This window comes from Trichocoleus sp. DQ-A3, from assembly GCF_039961975.1.
GTDB lineage: Bacteria > Cyanobacteriota > Cyanobacteriia > Cyanobacteriales > FACHB-T130 > FACHB-T130.
The window spans coordinates 159,725-178,246 of the sequence record NZ_JAMPKC010000004.1; the positions used below are offsets into that span (position 1 = coordinate 159,725).

An 18,522-nucleotide genomic window follows, 5' to 3' on the forward strand; every position below is an offset into this window, starting at 1 on the left:
AACGGGTTAGAAACTAAAATATATCCTTCCGCTTCTGTACCCAAAAAGTAACTGTTAAATAAACTGCCGCGTGCAGCAACAAAATACCCCAATTTAACCCTAAATTCTGCCACGTTGGATCGTAAATTGGCGTTTTATCAAACGGCATCGGCGCAAGCGTACCATTCGGTAAAAATATCGGATCGGGAACCATTGCATTGACATTGACCAAAGAACCGTAACCACCAATCGACCACCGACTTAACATCAACCAGGAAATTTTACTGGCAATTCCTTCCATCTTAAATAAAACCCCGGAAAAGATAATTTGAGGTAGCAAAAGTAAAGGTAAAGCACTATTCGCTTGACTGCCATTTTTGGCAAGAGATGAAACCAGTAAGCCTAAACTCATGCTAGTAACAAGCGTCAAAAAGGTATTTAATGCGAATCCTAAAGACCAAGGTATCAATTCAGGTTGCGGAGATTTGAAACCAATCAGAATTACTGCTGAAATCAGCAAGGTTTGCAATAAGGCTAGCGCGGAAAGAACAAATGTTTTTGAAGCAAGATAAGGGATTAACCCTAAATTGACCAATCTTTCTCGCAAGTAAATCGCAGATTCTTTGACGATTTCTTGCAAAGAACTGGAAAGTCCAACCCAAATCGCAGCGCAGGTAAATACAAATAATACTCGCAGCGCTAAAGGTGCAAGCGCAGGATCGGATTCACTGCTAAGAATGAGAGGATTTTTCCCTCCAATTGCGAGGGGAATTAAGGCGATACCGATGGGAGAAGTTAGAAGAGATAAGGCGAGATAGATGAGATCGCGTCCGATCATCTTCAAGTAGCGCCCACTCAGCAAAGCTAATTGCTTCCAAGGCGAGATACTGGCTTTCTGGGGAGGTGAACCGGCGTTTTGTGGCGTATGACTGCCAGCACCGAGGGAATTCGCAATGTAATGTTGATAATCGGGCGATTGACGAAACTGATTCGCGTATTGTTGGACAATGGCTTCCGTTTCTTCTTCTTTCTCCTTATCCAGTTGCGTGTAAATATCGGCAAAGTTATCCGTTGTCACCCCAAAAAATTTCAGCGCGTCCTCCGGGATGCCATAGTAACAAAGTCGTCCGCCGCGACCGAGAAAAGCAACGCGATCGCACATTTTGATATTTGCCGTCGCATGAGTGACTAAAATAATCGTCCGTCCTCGATCCGCTAATTTCCGCAACATCTGCATCATCTTCTTATCCAAACCGGGATCGAGTCCCGACGTCGGTTCGTCCAAGAAAAACAGTTTTGGATCGGCTAAAAGTTCTACCCCAATGCTGACTCGCTTGCGCTGACCGCCGCTGAGATGTTTGATTAAGGCATCCTGGCGATCGGACATTTCAATATCAGTTAGAGTTTTTTGTACCACTTCCAGATCCGTATCCGGTGGAAGTCGCAGCGCCGCCGCATAAGTCAGCACCTCTACCACCGTCAAATCTCGGTGCAAAATATCATCTTGGGGCACATAACCAATTTGCGTGCGGTACATATTAAAGTTTTTCTGCAAATTGTCGCCATTGAGATACACCGCACCTTTAGCCGTCTTCTCAATCCCCAATAAAGTCTTCAGCAACGTGGATTTACCCGTTCCGCTTCCCCCCACCAAAGCCACAAATTGCCCTGGTTCAATTGCCAGGGAAACGCCATCCAGACGCCCTTTGATGACCAGATTCTCAGCATCCAGACGAATTTGATTGCCCTGATCGAGTACCACCAGATTGTCGCCGCGTAGCACCAGGGTAAATGACCCAATGCGAATGGTTGTCCCCTGTGACAGGACAGCAGAACCCGTGACTCGTTGCCCGTTTATAAAAACGCCGTTGGTACTGCGATCTTGCAGGATGTAGCGCCCCTGAGAGTCCGTATCAATCGTGGCGTGACGCCGAGAAACGATGGGCGAATCTAACTGCATCGTGGCATTGGCGTCGCGTCCGATTTCCACCGACCGATTTTTCAGCGAGACGGGACGCGGTGGCGTCAGCATTTTGGCGCTGGAGGGATTGAAATACCTCAGCTGAATTAAATTCTGGGGATTTTGACCAATTTGAATTTCAATGCCATTTTCCAGGCGATAGCCTTCTGTGGGCGTAATCAATCGGTGATCTACAAACAACTTATTGGTACTGGGTTTGCGTCCATCGCCGTCATAAATGTAATAGTCATCCCCATCTCTATGTAAGACGGCTTGGCAAGCGGAGATGACGCGCCAATCATCTGGAACAATTAGATCGGCGAAAGCGCGATCGCGTCCCAGTATGTGTCGGTCTGCTGTCAGTTCCAAGGGTGGTAAAATCTGCCCCTGATTATTTAGCACCAAATAGGGATTGGTGCTGATAACAGTCCGCTGCCCTGGCTGGGTGGTCATTGCATTCTCTAAAAGTGGGTAACTTTTTTTAGGAAAATGAAACCTTTCCGAGGTTTCTCCTTCTTTATCCTTCTTTAACTATTGGTAAATTTTGCTGAAACTGCTAGAAATGTCCTGAATACCTGATGTTATCTTCTAAAGAAAACCTTACGCGGTGAAGGCCAATGATGCCAACGCTGTTGGACAATCGCTATCGCATAATTCAGACGCTGGGCGCTGGTGGGTTTGGCGAAACCTTTCTGGCAGAAGATATCCATATGCCTTCGGGTCGCCGGTGCGCGATCAAGCGACTCAAGCCGGTGACGAATAATCCCCAGTACCAGCTAATTAAAGATCGATTCCAACGCGAAGCCGCCATCTTAGAAGAGTTGGGCGAAGGCAATTACCAGATTCCCCGGCTGTATGCTTACTTTGCGGCTGGCGATCAGTTCTACCTAGTTCAGGAATGGATTGAGGGGGAAACGCTGGCTCAAATGGTGCAACAGCAGGGATCTCTCAGCGAGAGTTCGGTGCGGGAAATTTTGGTAAATCTATTACCTGTCCTAGATTACGTGCATCACAAAGGGATTGTCCATCGAGATATTAAGCCAGCCAACGTGATTGTGCGAAAACGGGATACCAAACCCGTCTTAATTGATTTCGGGGCGGTGAAAGAAACGATGGGCACCATCGTCAATTCTGAGGGGCGTACCATCAGCTCAATTGTAATTGGAACGCCTGGATTTATGCCTAGCGAGCAGGCAATCGGACGCCCACTTTTTTCGAGTGACTTGTATAGTTTGGGTTTGACGGCGATTTATCTACTGACCGGAAAACTCCCTCAATCCTTAAATATCGATCGTGACAGCGGCGAGATTCTGTGGCATCAGTACACTTTGAATGTTAGCGCCAGTTTGCTGGCGGTGCTGGATAAGGCGATTCAGTCTCATCCGAGCGATCGCTATACGAATGTCCAAGAAATGCTCGATGCTTTAGAAACTCCAGTCTCTCCAATTCCCCCCACAGTTCCTTACATTCCCCCGCCAGTCGTTTCTCTACCCCCAGAAAACACCTATCAGCCGTCCACGGTGCCTTCCTACCCTCCTGAAGTTACTTCCTTACAAACCGCTGCGGTGTCTTCCTCCCAACCTGCTGTCACCAGAACCCTCTCCAATTCTGGAGATTGGCAAAAGGCAGTAATTTTAGGCAGTGCGATCGGGATAGTAATTCTGGGTGGTATTTTATTCAAAACTGGAAAGTTACCAAGTTTTTTAACGAACCGACCTCCCAATCTAGAAAATACTCAGCAAGCTCAACAAGAAGCCGTCACGTTAATTAATCGGTGGGTAAACAGCAAGCGAAAAATATTCGCTCCCCCCTTCAATCGCGAACTTGCTGCCGAACTGACCACGGGACAACTCTATGAAAATACCGTTGGTGAGGGCGGCTCAATGGCTTGGTTAGAGAATAACAATGCTTACTACCAATACGGCGTTCAAAAAGTCGGAGATGTTGAACAATTTACCGTGGATGGCGATCGTGCAACCATCGAAATTAGGGTAACTGAAGAACGTACTCTCTATAAGAATGGGAATATCGACCCCAACGAAACTGACTTCAAAACTCGGTTGGTGCGATACACTTTGCAATCAGTAGACAGCAAATGGAAAATCCTTGAATACAAAACGGTCAGAGAGATTCAATAAATTCCCTGTACATTTTCTCTGTTAAAAATTTCTCTGTTAAAAATTATTTTAAACGGGCAATCAGGAAAACTTAAAAACCGTAAGGTGTAGCTCGTGGGTCAGCAACCACAACCAAAACCGAATAAACGTGTCCAACAAATTGCTAAGCTTAAAGCAGGAAGGGCAGCGCGTGCCCATCGAGTCAAGAAAGTACGCCAGCTGCGATTTGCTGCTTTAGCGATCGCTTCCGCTACAATTTTTACAACTTGTGGGTTAACGTTAAATCGGTTGATAACTCAGCGTCCAGTAGTAGTATCCGAGCCACTAAGTTCTCCTTTGCCGGTGGTACTTCCCTCTTGGGCTAAAACCGCATTATTACCGCTTCCTTCTCGCCTACCCGGACGTAATAGTTCACAACTTGTCTACAACGTCAAGACTCCGCCGAACTTTAAACAGAGCCAGGAATTGGAAGAAATTGTTGATAATGTTGTGAAATTGGCGACCGAGAAAGACTTACCCACAAAGCCTTTATCCATTACCTTAATCAACGTTAAAACGGGTGAAATTGCCGGATATCAACAAGATACCTTGAGATATCCGGCTAGCGTCATCAAAATGTTTTGGATGGCAGCTCTCTATGGCCAGATAGAAAATGGTATTTGGGCAGATGAAGGTGCATTTTCTTTATATGTGTCCAAAATGATTAAGGAGTCTGATAACGAGGCAGCTAGCGTCATTCTTGACCTGTTAACCGATACGCAATCTAGACCGAAAATAGAAAATGATGAAGAGTTTAAAATATGGCTAGATAAGCGTCAACAAGTTAATCATTTTTTTAGAGAAGCAGGCTACAAAGACATTAATATTAGCCAAAAAACTTATCCAATCCCCTACCTAAGGCTTCCAGAGCCTCTAGAGATTGATTTGCAAATGCGAGGCGATCCCAAAGACCCCATTCGGAATAAGATAACAACCGATCAGGCAGCTAGACTCCTGTACGAAATGTGTGGAACTGGACAGGCTGTTTCCTCAACTGCTAGCGAAAAAATGTGCGGATGGCTGAGAAGAGATTTGCGTCCAGAAATGAGGACACTAGAGTCAAAAACCTGGGGTGACTTCAACCCCATCCAGGAATTTTTTGGCGAGGCTTTGTCTGATGTGGATATTGATTTTTACTCAAAGGCGGGTTGGACTTCTTTTTCGCGCCAAGAAGCGGCATTCGTCGCAACCAGAGATGGTAGCACCGTTTATATTTTGACAGTCTTTGGTGACGATACCGCCTACGCCCAAGATAAGACAATCTTTTCCAAAATGTCTCGTTTAGTCTTCGATCGCATGGTCGCTCGGAATTCCCCCTAGTAACAAAAGAGGGATTAGATTACCTAAAAAATCACCTCAAAAAAAGGAGCCTTCCTTAGACTCCTGAATCGTAATTCCTGTTTAGCTTCAGGAAATTACTTCATTTCTATTCGGTGATTTTTTGCTAAGTAGGCGGATGCAATTAAATTGAAGATTTTCGTAGATTTTCGTAGGTTAGTTGGAAAAACGCCAGGAACCCCCAAATTTGCATGAGTTACGCGATCGCTAACCCATCCTGCAAATAATTAATCCCGCCTACTGAATGGCTAATGGCTCATTGAAAAAAGCCATTAGCCATTAGCCATTTACTTAACTGCTACCTTCGCACCAGCTTCTTCCAACTGCTTCTTGATATCAGCAGCTTCTTCTTTGGCAGCGCCTTCTTTAACTGGCTTGGGAGTGGATTCTACCAAGTCCTTAGCTTCTTTCAGACCCAGACCCGTGATGGTGCGGACTACCTTAAGAATGGCAATCTTCTTATCAGCTGGGACATCTTCCAGAATCACGTCAAACGCAGTTTGCTCTTCAACTGGTTCCGCAGCAGCAGCAGCACCAGGAGCCGCCATCATCATCATTCCACCAGCAGGGGCAGCAGCACTAACGCCGAAAGCCTCTTCAATCTGCTTAACGAGTTCAGAAGCTTCCAGCAGAGTCAGTGATTTTAGTTGATCGAGAATTTGGTCAGTTGTAGCAGACATTTCAAAACTCCAGTAACGTTATTTTTGTTACAGCCTGCCTAGGCAGGCTTTGTTTGTGTAGCCGCGAATCCATTCTTTAGGCGTTTAGGTAGCTGCCTTCATCGGCAGACTTTGTACCTGTAGCCGCCAATTTATTCCTCAGACGCTGAGGCAGTAGCAGTTGCATCGCTTTCGCCGTTGCCACCTTCTTGCTGCTGCTCGGAGACCGCTTGTAGTCCTCTTGCCAGCGAAGCTGGAACTTCGTTGATAGCCACAGCAATCTTGGTTGCCAAGCCATTGATAGCTCCAGCAATTTGCGCCATGAGTTGTTCCTTGGAAGGCAAATCTCCCAGCGCTTTGATGTCAGCTTGGCTCAAAGCTCGACCTTCCATTACACCACCACGAAGTTCTGTCTTCTTAGTGGCTTTTTGGAAGTCTTGGTAAGCCTTAATTGCGCCGCTCAAATCGTCCTTGACTAGCAAGAAAGCAGAAGAACCTTTAAGGAATTCTGACATCGGTTGCCAGTTGGAATCACCCTCAATGGCAATTCCCATCAGCTTGTTCTTGCTTACCTTGCAAACGGTGCCGCTGGGACGCAGCCGCCGCCGCAAGTCCATAATCTCCGAAACTGATAACCCCTGGTAATCGATGACGATTGCCAGCTGAGCTACATTTAAAGTTTCTTTGATTTCAGCGACCATCGCCCGTTTATCTTCCGGCGTTCTACCCATGTATCTTTCACCTCCTTTAGAAAATGCAGAATGCCAAACCTAAAAAAGCCCAATTAAAAACCCCAGCGGTTGAGCCGGGGTTACGCAATATCCCAAGGAACCCTTTTCAGGGTTCGCATTTTTGGTGCAGCTTCTGCCATGTTGCGTGTGGCGAGAAGATTGACCTTAATGCGGTAAAGTCGCAAACCTAGGCAGGAAATTAAGCCATTAGCTCCTGCTGTCTCCGGCGCGTGCTATTCAGTTAATTGGGCTGAAAACTTTAAATCTTGCTCCTGTTGTTTACTCAATCGATTGCTCCTGTAAGGGTGGGAAACCCTTGCCCCTACAGGGCTGAATCTTAGGCAGCTTCAGTCAGCTTTAGATCGCGCAGGGCGTTGATGTCAATTTCAATCGATGGCCCCATTGTCGCAGATATGTACACTGTGCGCCAGTAGCGACCCTTGGCTCCAGAAGGACGGTTACGGTCAATCGTTTCCTGTAACGCCTTAAGATTCACGAGCAAATCTTGAGTTGGGAAGGCAGCCTTGCCAAACAAAACGTGGACGATCCCAGTACGGTCAGCTCTGAATTCTAACTTACCGGCTTTAAATTCAGCAATCGCTTGCACCAGATCGAACGTCACCGTCCCACCTTTGGGATTGGGCATCAAGCCACGGGGTCCGAGCAAACGTCCCAGTTTTGCTACCTGGGGCATCATATCCGGTGTCGCCAGCAGCAGGTCAAAATCCATCATGCCTTTTTGGATTTGGTCAATCAGCTCTTCGGAACCGGCAATATCAGCACCGGCATTGCTAGCTTCTTGTACCTTTTCCCCTCTGGCGATTACGGCAACTCGAATCGTTTGTCCAGTTCCTTTAGGCAAAGCCACGGTTGTTCGCAGCTGTTGGTCGGTGTATTTGGGATCGATTCCCAGGCGGATATGCGCCTCAGCAGATTCAGGAAACTTAGCAGTGGCTGTCTCTTTTAAAAGGTTGAGAGCCTCTGTGGGTTCGTAGGGTCGATCTTCGACTTTCTTTTGCAGCTCTTGGAGCCTACGGGATACTTTCTTTGCCATATTTTTCTCCTGGGGTCACTAACGAGATGTTACCTCTCCCCCGATTGGGTTTACGTTGCCAGCTTTCCGCTTGCTTGCAATTAGCGAATCAAAGAATCGCTATTCGTTAATAGTAACGCCCATATTCCGGGCAGTTCCTTCCACAATTTTCATTGCCGCATCAATGTCGTTAGCATTGAGATCCGGCATTTTAGTTTGAGCAATTTCTTGCAACTGTGCCTTTGAAATTGACGCCACTTTTTTCCGGTTTGGTTCGTTGGAGCCTCGCTCAATGCCAGCTGCCTTACGAATCAGAACGGATGCCGGTGGTGTTTTAAGAACAAAGGTAAAACTGCGGTCTTCATAGACTGAGATTTCTGCCGGAATTACCATCCCAGCTTGATCCGCTGTTTTGGCGTTGTATTCTTTACAGAACGCCATGATATTGACCCCGTGCTGACCGAGCGCTGGTCCCACTGGCGGGGCAGGGTTAGCTTTGCCCGCATTAAGAGCTAGCTTGATGATTGCAACAACTTTCTTTGCCATCTTAACTATTTAGCTTTGTTTCTGAACCTGATTAAACTCCAATTCTACCGGCGTATTGCGTCCAAAAATGGATAGTGACGCCTTCAGCTTGCTTCTTTCTGGGCTGACTTCAATGACCTCGCCTTCAAAATCTTTAAACGCACCAGAAAGGACAATAATTTTATCTCCTGTAGCCAGATGAGTTTTCACCACTGGCTCTTGCTCGGTAGCTTGTTTAAAGATACGTTCGACTTCTGAAAAACTCAGCGGCAAGGGTTTAACGTGTCCGCGTCCCCGTCCGTAACGGCGTTTCTGTTCTGCACCGACAAAGTTAATCACGTTTGGGGTGTTCTTGACAACCTGCCAAGCTTCATCGTCCATCTCCAATTCACCATCTGCCCCAGGAGTTAGCCGCATCCGGACTAGCACGTAGCCGGGAAAGACTTTTTCTTCCGACTCCTTGCGAGTGCCATCTTTGAGCATTTTCAGGGTGCGAGTTTGAGGAATTTCCACCTGGAGAATGCGATCGCGAACATCAAGAGTTTGAATCCGCTGTTCTAAGTTTGTCTTGACACGCTTTTCACATCCAGATGCCACCTGAACGGCGTACCAGCGGGATTTTACCGAGCCATCTGACGTGTCTTCAAGTTGATTGAAATCCTGTGGATTGTCGGTTGCAAAACTCATCCGAACACCTGCTTTGCTGCCCAAGCAAAGAAACCATCAACCAGATAAATTAAAACTGCCGAAAGAGTTACCATTAACAGCACAGCAGCAGATTCGCTGAGCAATTGCTGCCGACTGGGCCAGACGACTTTATTCAGTTCGTCTTTGGTTTCTTGAAAAAAGGTTGATATATTAAACCCAGTTGTTTTTGCTTCGCTCTCGGCTTCGTTTTTCTTTGCCACAATATCTCTCCCGTTAATACAGCTCTTGAGCAGTTCATTTCTACCGCTTTTAGCTGTGTACAGCCTAATGTGCTGCCAATCTACGCAGATACCGATGCAATCGTTGGGTCTAGCACCTGAACTTAGGCAATACTGATGAACCACCTACACAACACAAGTCTACCCGAAAGTAAACGTTTTTGAGGCTGACTATGCAACCACAGGAATGCTTTCGGGCAGAGCTTTGATGCCTAAGTTCTGAGTCCCTCTATGTTTTCACTCTGTTAGCGCTGTTGCGCTACTTCGCGAACACTCTTCAGTTCTCAGTCCTGTTTTGTGATGAGAGCGCGCCCTGGAGGACTTGAACCCCCGACATCAGGTTTTGGAGACCTGCGTTCTACCAACTGAACTAAGAGCGCACAGGTGGATTTGAGAGCGAGAGGCTGAACTTTTCTCTATTTAAGTTTAACCCCTAGCGGCGTCAATCGGGAATAGCCTTGTCCAAATTGGACTACAGGCTACGGTCAAAGCGTTGTTTAACGCGAGTGGCTTTCCCAACGCGATCGCGCAGATAGTATAGTTTAGCACGACGCACCTTACCCCGACGAATAATCTTGATGCTTTCGACTCGGGGAGAATGGAGCAGAAATACCCGCTCAACGCCTACTCCCTGAAATACTCGCCGCACGGTAATCGTACAGTTAATGCTGCTCCCGCCCTTGGCAATGACGACGCCTTCATAGGGCTGCGTCCGTTCTTTACCGCCTTCCTGGATAATTACCCCAACCTTAACGGTGTCGCCCACATGGATAATGGGCAACTCTTTTTTCAGATGCTCCGCTTCAATCGAGCGGATGATTTCCTGAGCGTTCATTGGTTTCGCCAAAAAGTCACAGCCTTTAATCTTATATCAAGAGCTAGGTATACGTCTACCGGGAATCTCTGAATTTTCCCAAGTTTTTACTTTTGTAGGCGATATAGTGCTAGGCGAATTCAGGATTGGAAGTTCTAGATTCTCACTCCCCAATCCCAAAAACTTCATTGTTAAGTCTTCATAGTCAAGTAGGGTAAGCAGTGCCTACTTGACTAACATTCTGGTTCAGAAAGATCAGCCTCTTGCCGATTCGGGCAATATCTAACGCTGAAACTTACGGCTTGATGGTATCCACTGCTGCTTGAACTTTGGCGACAACAGGCTGTGGAAGAGGCACGTATCCTAGCTCTTCACTGTACTTTTGTCCTTCGTTTAACGACCACTTCAAGACATCCTTGAGGGCTTTTGCCTCGTCAGGATTCTCATAGGTCTTGTAAGCCATGACCCAGGTATAGGTGACAATTGGGTAAGAATTCTCGCCGGTTGGGTCGGTGATAGAAACTTGCAAGTCTGTGGGCAGAGTCACTGCGGCTAGCGTGTTAGCCGCGCTTTCGCTGGAGGGTTCAATAAACTTGCCCGCTTTATTTTCCAGCGCCGCTACAGGGATATTTTGTTGCTTGGCGTAGCCGTACTCGACATAACCGATGGCACCATCACTTTGCAGGAGTTGAGCGGTGACGCCTTCGTTGCCTTTGGCACCCACGCCGACAGGCCAGTTGACAGTTTTACCGTCGCCAGGACCACTTTTCCATGCCGGACTAATCGCACTCAGATGTTTGGTGAAGACTGCTGTAGTACCGCTACCATCGGAGCGATGGATAACAGTAATCTCCCTGTCTGGTAAATTCACCCCAGGATTGGCTTGGGTAATTCTGGGATCGTTCCACTTCTTGATTTTGCCCAAGAAGATATCGGTGTAAACTGCACGCGGTAGCTTGAGACCTTTGACATCGGGCAGGTTGTAGGCTAGAACAATGCTGCCTGCTGTCATGGGTAATAACACAGCACCCTTGCCAACCTTGGTGATTTCCTCCTGTTTCATCCCCGTATCGCTGGCACCAAAGTCCACCGTTCCCTGGGTGAACTGTTCCACACCAGCGCCGCTACCAACTGATTGATAGCTGACTTGGACGTTGGGATTTTGCTTGTTGTACTCCGAGAACCACCGCTGATACAAGGGAGCTGGAAAACTGGCACCGGCACCAGTTAAGGAGACGTTGCCACCGCCACCACCGTTTGCTGCGGCAGGAGTGGCGCTACCAGGGGTTCCTGCCGTTGGACTGGTGGAAGGAGTTGTGTTTGGCGACTGACAGGCAGTCACGCTCAGTGAGAGGGCAATAAAGGGAACGAGAAAAGCCCGTCGTGTTGAATGCATTGGAGAAAACATACTGAATCTTTGAGTCTTTAAAAAGCTGACGCTGAAGAATTGTCAAAAATGCTAGGTGCATGTTCTTTCCTGGCGGTTATTGTCGTTTTATTTACTGCCAGGAAGTAGAAATGAACTAGAGCAGATGAAAACCAACTCTACAAGATAGCGTATTTACAAAATTAAAATGCTACCCCTGCCGATCTTTATGCTAGTTCTGTAAGTTTAGGTAAAGGTAAGGCTTTGGTAATCTACAGGTTAAGCAAAGATGATGATTGCCAGCAGGGAAGCGCAGATCGAAGCAGTTTCGGAGGCTTGGATCTGCACAAGAAAGTGCGATCGCTTAAGTTTCAGATAGGAGCGATCGCACGCAGCATTTTATTCGCGTAAATCTACCGTTTCTTGGGTCAGAGACGAGCGGGCGAGGAATCCCCCGCCCCTAACCGAAACCGAAACGCAGGTGCTTAGAACTTAAAGGTTGTTCGCAGCGTTCCTACGTAGAGTGTGTCGTTATTGTCGTTGTGTTCCGGATTGAGAATCACCAACAAACCTGGGGTGAGTTCAATGTTGTTAGTTAGGCGGTAGCGATACAGAGCCTCTACATGATATGAGGTGTCCCGATCGCTACGGTTACTGACATCGTTGTCAGTCACTTTAGGCGGCATCCCAAATATGAAACCAAGCAGGTTGCCTTTTTTACCCAAGTCTGGGAAGGCTAGGCTTACAGCCCAGTTCCAAATATCTGCATTAGATCCTGTAGTTGCAAGACCAGCCGGGCTAATTTCAGCTGTAGCTACTGAGTAACCTGCCCACCCTGAAAGGTTAATGCCAGGGCCAAACCGGAAGCTGGCATTCAGTCCGTAGTGATTGCCAGAAGTCGCAATGTTCCCGAAGGGTCGATTAGCAAAGCTACTGCCCGTACTCGACATGAAGCTGACGCCTTTTTCTTGGTTTTCATAAGTATGGGCGTAAACCAAACCCACATTAAGGGCGTCACTAGGACGGAATACCAGTTGAGCTAGACCGGCATAGGCACCACTGAATTCCCCCGAACCGTTTGAAGGATCGTTACCCCGAGGCGCTAGATAACCTAAAGATAGGTTTAATGCCTTGCTAAAGTTGTAGGTCGCAGTCAACCCAGTCCCCTCAGAACCTAGTCGGTAGATGGGGTTGAAACGCCCAAAGCGGGAGATAGAGCCACTTCCACTACTCTCGAAATTGGGGTTGAAGGTGTAGACGTTGTCATTGAATTCAACGTTGGCGGCATCAATTTGGATTAAGAGCTTATCACCTAGGGGAAAACGATAGTAAAAGTCGTCAATTGCGACATCATTCGCGCTATCGCCGTCAAAACCCAAACGGGTCATGTTGGTTCCGGTTACACCTGTATTAAAGGGGACGATGTTTCTAGCTTGCAGGCGGGTTCGCAGGCGGTCTTTGCCTGTGAAGCTAGTGTCAAAATTCAAACGGGCACGGTCAGCAAAAATGAGGTTAGCGTCTATGTCGCCCCCGCCAGCCCTTTCTTCACCAAAAACGTCAGCAAGCGCAAAGATAACTTCGCCAGTCAGCTTAGTCGTTGTAGAGAATTGATGGCTTTCCAGAAATGCCGTGCGACCTTCTAAGTTATCTACTCGCGTTCTTAAGGTGGCTAATTCTGCCCCAAATTCATCAATTAGCCGCTGTAGCGTCGCTAAATCTTCTTTAGTGACAAAGTCAGCCGAACTTGCCGCAATCAGTTTTTCGATTTGCAGCAAACAGGCGTTCATTCCGGCGGCAAATTCATAACGCGACAGTGCCCGGTTGCCCCGGAAGGTGCCATCGGGATACCCGGCGATACAACCATAGCGCTCCACCAGACTCCGCAGTGCTTCGTAAGCCCAATCCGTCGGTTCTACGTCCTGCAACTGCGACACGTTGGTGACTTGATCCATCGAGTCGGTTGTACCGGCTTCGGTGGTGTATTGGTCGATTTGTTCTAATTCGCTGTTTTGGCTCGTGGGGACAGCATCAGCAGTGGGTTGCGCGATCGCGTTATCTGCTAAAACTGGTTTCGGACTCACTAATTCAGCTTCAGCAACCGGCGTTTCTTGGGCAGACGTGCCGTTGGTGAAAACTGGAATAGAACTAATTTCTGGTTGAACAGCCAGTTCTTGAACAGGTGTCTGCTGCGCTTGCTGGGATTGGTCGGCTGGTTTTAATAAATCAGTCACCTGGTTAGTGGCAGCTATCGGTTCGCTCGCCATTTGAGTGTCAGGCGTCTGTGCGGCAAGCGTGCTACTGCAAACTAATAAGGATGCACCTAGTATCGCTGGCCCTAATTTTAGAGTATTCCACAAAATTTTAGACATCTAATCTCCTCACACCTAACTGAACTCAAGGGAAACAATCCCGGATTAACGGAACGCTATAGGGAGTCTTCTTGAGAAACTCCATCATTATTAAACATGAAACACTGCCAACTCAAGCTCAACATTGTCTTGTAGGCGACATAATTTCCTCTAATGCTAGTTGTGTCAGTTTAGGGATAGGTAAGGATTTGGTAATCTACAGGTTAAGCAATCCTGACAATCCGCTAGCTAGGAACCCAACAAATAAAGCCGATTTAGAGGCTTTCAAGTTGCGCTCCGAATCGGCAAGAGCAAAGTTGGCGATTAAGCGATTAGATTAGTTTATATGATTAGTTGTCAGTTGTGACTATCGATCCTCACCCTGACCGCTAATTAAAAGGTAAACGTTGTTCTAATTGTACCAATAATGATGTCATCATTATCTCTGTTTTGGTTAGGAGATGTCAGCCAGATAATGCCCGGAGTAATTGAGATGTTATTTATCATCTGATACTTATAGAAACCTTCAATGTGATAGGCAAAATCACGCTCGAAGTTTTCTGGGCCTGGAACATTTAGACCTCTGAGAGTTGGTTCGGCCCCAGCGATAATGCCAAGCAAATTGCCTTTTTTGCCAAAATCCGGTAAAGCAAGACCAAGGGCAAAGTTCCAAATGTCGGCAGCGCCTAAGCCAATCAAACGAGCGTCAGTTTTGCCCACCCAGCCATTTAGAACAAATTGAGGGGTTAATTGGAAGGAAGCCTCTAACCCGTAAGAGTTGCTCGAAACGGGTCTGCTCAACTGAGCTTGGGTTAGACCACCTGTAGTCGCAGCAGCTAGCGTTGCTGGATTCAAATTGGCAAGACCAGTACCAGTACCGCCCATAGCAAAGCGGGGAGCATTATTGCCGCCATTATCATAGGCGTGAATGTAAGTGAATCCAACCTTAAATCGGTTAGTCCCAAAAACTAACTGTGCCAAACCTGAGTAGTTACCGTTAAAAACCCCGTTGTCATCTTCGGGATTGTTGGCTGTGTTGGAGAGATAACCTAAGTCCAACTTCAGAGCGTTGCTAATCTTGTAGTTCAATCCGACACCAGCACCTAAAGGTCCAATCCGATAAATGGGGTTGCGTTCGGAAAAGCGGGATAGGGCATTATTGCCACCGCCATTGCCTTCAAAATACGGGTTAACTGTGTCAGCGTAATAGTGATGCAGTCCATTAGCAGCAGTGAGGGTAACAGTTATATCACTTCTCAATAAGAGGGAAATACAGCGATAGGGGTCTACAGGTAGCTAGCTGTAGACCCTTATCGCGAACTGTATAGAACGCAAGTAAAAAATGCTATATGAGTGCAAGTTTACTTTTAAATCAGTATGGGCACTGCCGTGCCGTGACTGTAGCCTTTAAGACCGGGTTCCCGTGACAATGTAGGCAACTCGTTGACCAATATTGGTGGCGTGGTCTGCCATTCGTTCCAAATGCCGAATGATCAACCCCATCAACAGAATCGGTTCAACCACCCCTTTGATATCCCGCTGAAAGGCTAAGGTTTGATAAACCGTTTCGTAAGCGCTATCCACGGCATCGTCTTGCTGCTTGACAGCTTTCCCGGCGGCTGCGTCCAAATCTGCCAGCGCGACTAAACTCGACGCCAGCATGGCTTGAGCATGATGGGACATTACCTCAATCTGCGGTAGGCAAGAATGAGGCGGGTAAGGAAAGAGTTTAATCGCAATTTCTGCTAGGTCTTTGGCGTAATCACCAATGCGTTCTAAGTCTCGCACCAGCTGCATACAAGCACTGAGTAAACGCAAATCCTGTGCAACCGGAGCTTCCAGAGTCATTAAAGTTGCACAATCTAGCTCGATTTGGCGATAAAATCGGTCAATTTGTTTATCCAATAAGGGAATTTCCCTAGCGGCTGCCAGGTTACGGGAAAATAAGGCTTGATGCGAGAGGCGAAAGGAGTTTTCTACTAAGGCTCCCATTCGCAAAACATCCCTTAATAAGCCCCTAGTTCTGCGATCGAAGTGTATCCGTTCCGTATGCACGTGTTTAGAGGAAAGCATTCACCTCTGCTGGTAGAAAAACAAAACGACTGTACTCTCTAAGATGGCTTAAATTTGTTGATTTGGCTGTATGCATATAGACTAAATGAAAACCTATCGTAGGATAGATGTAATCTCTAGGGGCTGATTTTGGAAGATACAGTTAATAACTTAACGAGCCGAGTTCAGTCGCTGAAACCCTTGAAAAATCATTTAGTCGAATCATACTTTGGTCATCTTAGTGTTTCATGACCCTTTTAAATTGTGGGTTCTGTCTGACTAGCATGATTGGTTAATACTAATTTTCTTAAATGGTGCAAAAAACTCAAAGTGAATATCGAAACTGCAACGACGCCTAACCTTAAATTTCAAGCGGGGATTGAAAGGAAGGTAATTCAATTTGCAGCCACGCGCCGCCGGTTTCTGGATGATTCTTCGCTTTGACGGAGCCGCCATGAGCGATGACAATTTGCCGCACAATCGCTAAGCCTAAACCGCTGCCAGTCGTTACCACAACTGACAATTCTTCAGAAGTTCCAGAGGAGTTGTGCTGACGCCGCCTGGAGGGATCTCCTCGGTAGAGCCGCTCAAAAACATGGGGTAAATCGAACTCAGGGAACCCAATCCCTGAATCAATAATATTGATTTGAACCAAGTTAGGGATATCCTTATTCGGAATAAGATTTACTTCAACACGGATAGCTCCTTCAAGGGGAGTGTATTTAATGCTGTTGTCGAGTAAGTTGAGAAATACTTGGGTGAGACGAGATGCGTCGGCTTTGATGAGTAAGGTGTCGGAACCAGAATAGCTGAAGCTGAGTTGCTTTTGTCGTGCTAAAGGCTCTATTGTTTCCCAGGCAGAGTGAATTAAGCTTCGCAGTTCTACTAATTTTAGGGTGAGGTGTTTGCTGGGATCTTGCTCTAAGTGGCTTAGTTCTAGCCAGTCTTGAACTAGGTTCATTAGTCTGTTGACTTCTGGCAGGAGGCGGTCAATTAATGAGCGCTCTTTTGTAGACTGCAAGCGTTTTTGCAAGGTTTCAGTTACTAAACGGATGGAGGTGAGGGGGGTTCTGAGTTCGTGAGCTAAATCGGAAACCCAGCGATCGCGCGATTGGGAAAGTTCGATTAAAGGTTGACGATTTTCTAGAAAAACACCCACTTGTCCGTAGGCTAAGGGCAAGCTGGATGCGCGTAAAGTAAGCGATCGCATCTCCCCAATTACCGCTGCATCTGAACAATCTGGGTGAAATACCCACTCTTGTTCACAAGGCTTTTGCTGGTGTCGAGTTTGCTCAATTAGCTGATCGAGTTCATAGGATCGCACTAACTCCAGCAGCAAACGCACCTGTCCTGGTTCCCATCGATGAAGCTCTAATAAAATGCGGGCTTGCTCGTTGCACCAAATCAACTGGTTTTCTTCATCCACCTCCAGATAGCCGATGGGTGCCACTTGCAGAATCTCTTGATTCATTTGCAACTGCGTCTTTAGCTGAAGAGACTGCTGATTTGCCAAAGCAATTCCACTGCGTAGCTGCGAAACCAGCGGTAAAGATACCCCAATGACACTTGAAGGTAGCAACCCAAGAATTTGCTCTAACTGGCGGTAAAGCTTGTTCCGCCGCCAGATCCAAAACCCAATTCCTAAAGTTAGCCCCACAAAAAATGCGATGAGGGTCATTTAAGCTATCAGTTAAAAATACAAAGTTAGTAGAGGTGGGTGCCAATAAACGTAAGGTGATGGGAATAGTTGGGGGGAATGATTCATAAAAACAGCGCCTCTCAACCATCGACCGCTACCAGCCATGTTTAGTTGTGCCCCTCTACTGATGAAGAAGGAAGGTTGAAAATTCACTCTTCCTTCTTCATATTGCATCTTTTAGCCGAACCGATAACCAAACCCACGTACCGTAATTACGTATTCTGGTTGGCTAGGGTCGCGTTCTAATTTTTCTCGCAACCAGCGAATGTGAACATCTACTGTTTTACTGTCCCCCACAAAATCTGGACCCCACACCTGATCGATCAGCTGCTCCCGCGACCAAACTCGACGCGGATAACTCATAAATAAGTCCAGTAAGCGAAATTCTTTAGGTGATAGGTTAACTTGCTCTCCCCGAACAATCACGCGACACTCTTGGGGATAAAGCGTCACATCCTTGAATTGCAGCACTGGCGCTTGGGGCAATCCGCCAAGTCGTTGGCGTCGCAATAAGGCACGACAACGGGCAATTAACTCCCGCATACTAAATGGCTTGGTTAAATAGTCATCGGCTCCCACTTCTAGACCTAAAACTCGGTCAGTTTCAGTTGCTTTAGCACTGAGAATCAAAATCGGGACTGGATTTCCTTGATACCGTAACAAGCGACAAAGATCCAAGCCATTGACCTGAGGAAGCATTAAATCGAGAATAATCAGGTCAAAGGGGAAATCTACCGTAGCAGGGGTCTCACCCTGAAGAAATGTCAAAGCGGTACGCCCATCGGCGGCTGTTACCACCTCGAAACCTTCCTCTTCTAGAGCCAAAACTATCATTTCCCGGATGAGATCCTCATCTTCAACAATTAATATCTGGCTCGTTCGCCCTAATTCTGGACTAGATGGGTTCTTCGGGAGGTCGAGGGAAAGCATAATTGG

General features: G+C 47.0%; 16 protein-coding genes, 1 tRNA gene and 1 other annotated feature. Of the genes, 2 read left to right on the forward strand and 15 right to left on the reverse strand.

The annotated features are described in order from the left end of the window. Window positions 1-13 precede the first annotated feature (13 nt). Window positions 14-2,392 carry an ATP-binding cassette domain-containing protein gene (locus NDI44_RS09485; protein ID WP_190415190.1) on the reverse strand — a complete coding sequence of 793 codons (2,379 nt, stop codon included), beginning with the start codon at window positions 2,390-2,392 and terminating at the stop codon, window positions 14-16. Between the two features lie 167 nt (window positions 2,393-2,559). Between NDI44_RS09485 and NDI44_RS09490 the strand changes: the two genes are divergently transcribed. Then, entirely contained in the window at window positions 2,560-4,077 is a 1,518-nt protein-coding gene (locus NDI44_RS09490) for an IMS domain-containing protein (RefSeq protein WP_190415692.1), read from the forward strand. Window positions 4,078-4,170: 93 nt separating this feature from the next. Then, entirely contained in the window at window positions 4,171-5,415 is a 1,245-nt protein-coding gene (locus NDI44_RS09495; RefSeq protein WP_190415191.1) for a serine hydrolase, read from the forward strand. A gap of 305 nt (window positions 5,416-5,720) precedes the next feature. Here NDI44_RS09495 and rplL read toward each other — a convergent pair whose 3' ends face one another. The 14 genes from rplL to NDI44_RS09565 all read right to left on the reverse strand — a co-directional run bounded on the left by rplL (window position 5,721) and on the right by NDI44_RS09565 (window position 18,516). After that, window positions 5,721-6,113, reverse strand: coding sequence for a 50S ribosomal protein L7/L12 (gene rplL / locus NDI44_RS09500; RefSeq protein ID WP_190415192.1), 393 nt, complete (start codon window positions 6,111-6,113; stop codon window positions 5,721-5,723). A 131-nt stretch (window positions 6,114-6,244) separates the two neighbouring features. After that, entirely contained in the window at window positions 6,245-6,823 is a 579-nt protein-coding gene (gene rplJ, locus NDI44_RS09505; RefSeq protein WP_190415193.1) for a 50S ribosomal protein L10, read from the reverse strand. Window positions 6,824-6,868: 45 nt separating this feature from the next. After that, window positions 6,869-7,068: a sequence feature (ribosomal protein L10 leader region), on the reverse strand. A gap of 92 nt (window positions 7,069-7,160) precedes the next feature. Then, on the reverse strand, window positions 7,161-7,877 hold the full coding sequence (rplA, locus tag NDI44_RS09510) for a 50S ribosomal protein L1 (RefSeq protein ID WP_190415194.1): 717 nt from the start codon (window positions 7,875-7,877) through the stop codon (window positions 7,161-7,163). 99 nt (window positions 7,878-7,976) lie between these two features. Beyond that, window positions 7,977-8,402 carry a 50S ribosomal protein L11 gene (gene rplK / locus NDI44_RS09515; protein WP_190415195.1) on the reverse strand — a complete coding sequence of 142 codons (426 nt, stop codon included), beginning with the start codon at window positions 8,400-8,402 and terminating at the stop codon, window positions 7,977-7,979. A 9-nt stretch (window positions 8,403-8,411) separates the two neighbouring features. Further along, window positions 8,412-9,068 (reverse strand): transcription termination/antitermination protein NusG, encoded by a 657-nt coding sequence (nusG, locus tag NDI44_RS09520; RefSeq protein WP_190415196.1) that lies wholly within the window; start codon window positions 9,066-9,068, stop codon window positions 8,412-8,414. Next, a complete protein-coding gene (gene secE, locus NDI44_RS09525; RefSeq protein WP_190415197.1) occupies window positions 9,065-9,289 on the reverse strand; it encodes a preprotein translocase subunit SecE in 225 nt (74 codons plus the stop codon). The genes nusG and secE overlap by 4 nt, the downstream gene beginning before the upstream one ends. A gap of 325 nt (window positions 9,290-9,614) precedes the next feature. Further along, window positions 9,615-9,687: transfer RNA gene (locus tag NDI44_RS09530), tRNA-Trp, on the reverse strand. A 92-nt stretch (window positions 9,688-9,779) separates the two neighbouring features. Further along, window positions 9,780-10,142: a 50S ribosomal protein L19 gene (rplS, locus tag NDI44_RS09535; protein ID WP_190415198.1), complete on the reverse strand. Its 363-nt coding sequence runs from the start codon at window positions 10,140-10,142 to the stop codon at window positions 9,780-9,782. 274 nt (window positions 10,143-10,416) lie between these two features. Beyond that, window positions 10,417-11,529, reverse strand: a complete 1,113-nt coding sequence (pstS, locus tag NDI44_RS09540; RefSeq protein ID WP_190415200.1) for a phosphate ABC transporter substrate-binding protein PstS — start codon at window positions 11,527-11,529, stop codon at window positions 10,417-10,419. Window positions 11,530-11,972: 443 nt separating this feature from the next. Beyond that, window positions 11,973-13,856, reverse strand: a complete 1,884-nt coding sequence (locus NDI44_RS09545) for an iron uptake porin (RefSeq protein ID WP_190415202.1) — start codon at window positions 13,854-13,856, stop codon at window positions 11,973-11,975. Window positions 13,857-14,228: 372 nt separating this feature from the next. Continuing rightward, window positions 14,229-15,095 (reverse strand): iron uptake porin, encoded by an 867-nt coding sequence (locus NDI44_RS09550; protein ID WP_199304984.1) that lies wholly within the window; start codon window positions 15,093-15,095, stop codon window positions 14,229-14,231. 147 nt (window positions 15,096-15,242) lie between these two features. Further along, window positions 15,243-15,908: a phosphate signaling complex protein PhoU gene (gene phoU, locus NDI44_RS09555; RefSeq protein WP_190415204.1), complete on the reverse strand. Its 666-nt coding sequence runs from the start codon at window positions 15,906-15,908 to the stop codon at window positions 15,243-15,245. A 340-nt stretch (window positions 15,909-16,248) separates the two neighbouring features. Next, a complete protein-coding gene (locus NDI44_RS09560) occupies window positions 16,249-17,565 on the reverse strand; it encodes an ATP-binding protein (protein WP_190415206.1) in 1,317 nt (438 codons plus the stop codon). A gap of 198 nt (window positions 17,566-17,763) precedes the next feature. Beyond that, window positions 17,764-18,516, reverse strand: coding sequence for a response regulator transcription factor (locus NDI44_RS09565; protein WP_190415208.1), 753 nt, complete (start codon window positions 18,514-18,516; stop codon window positions 17,764-17,766). Window positions 18,517-18,522 lie beyond the last annotated feature (6 nt).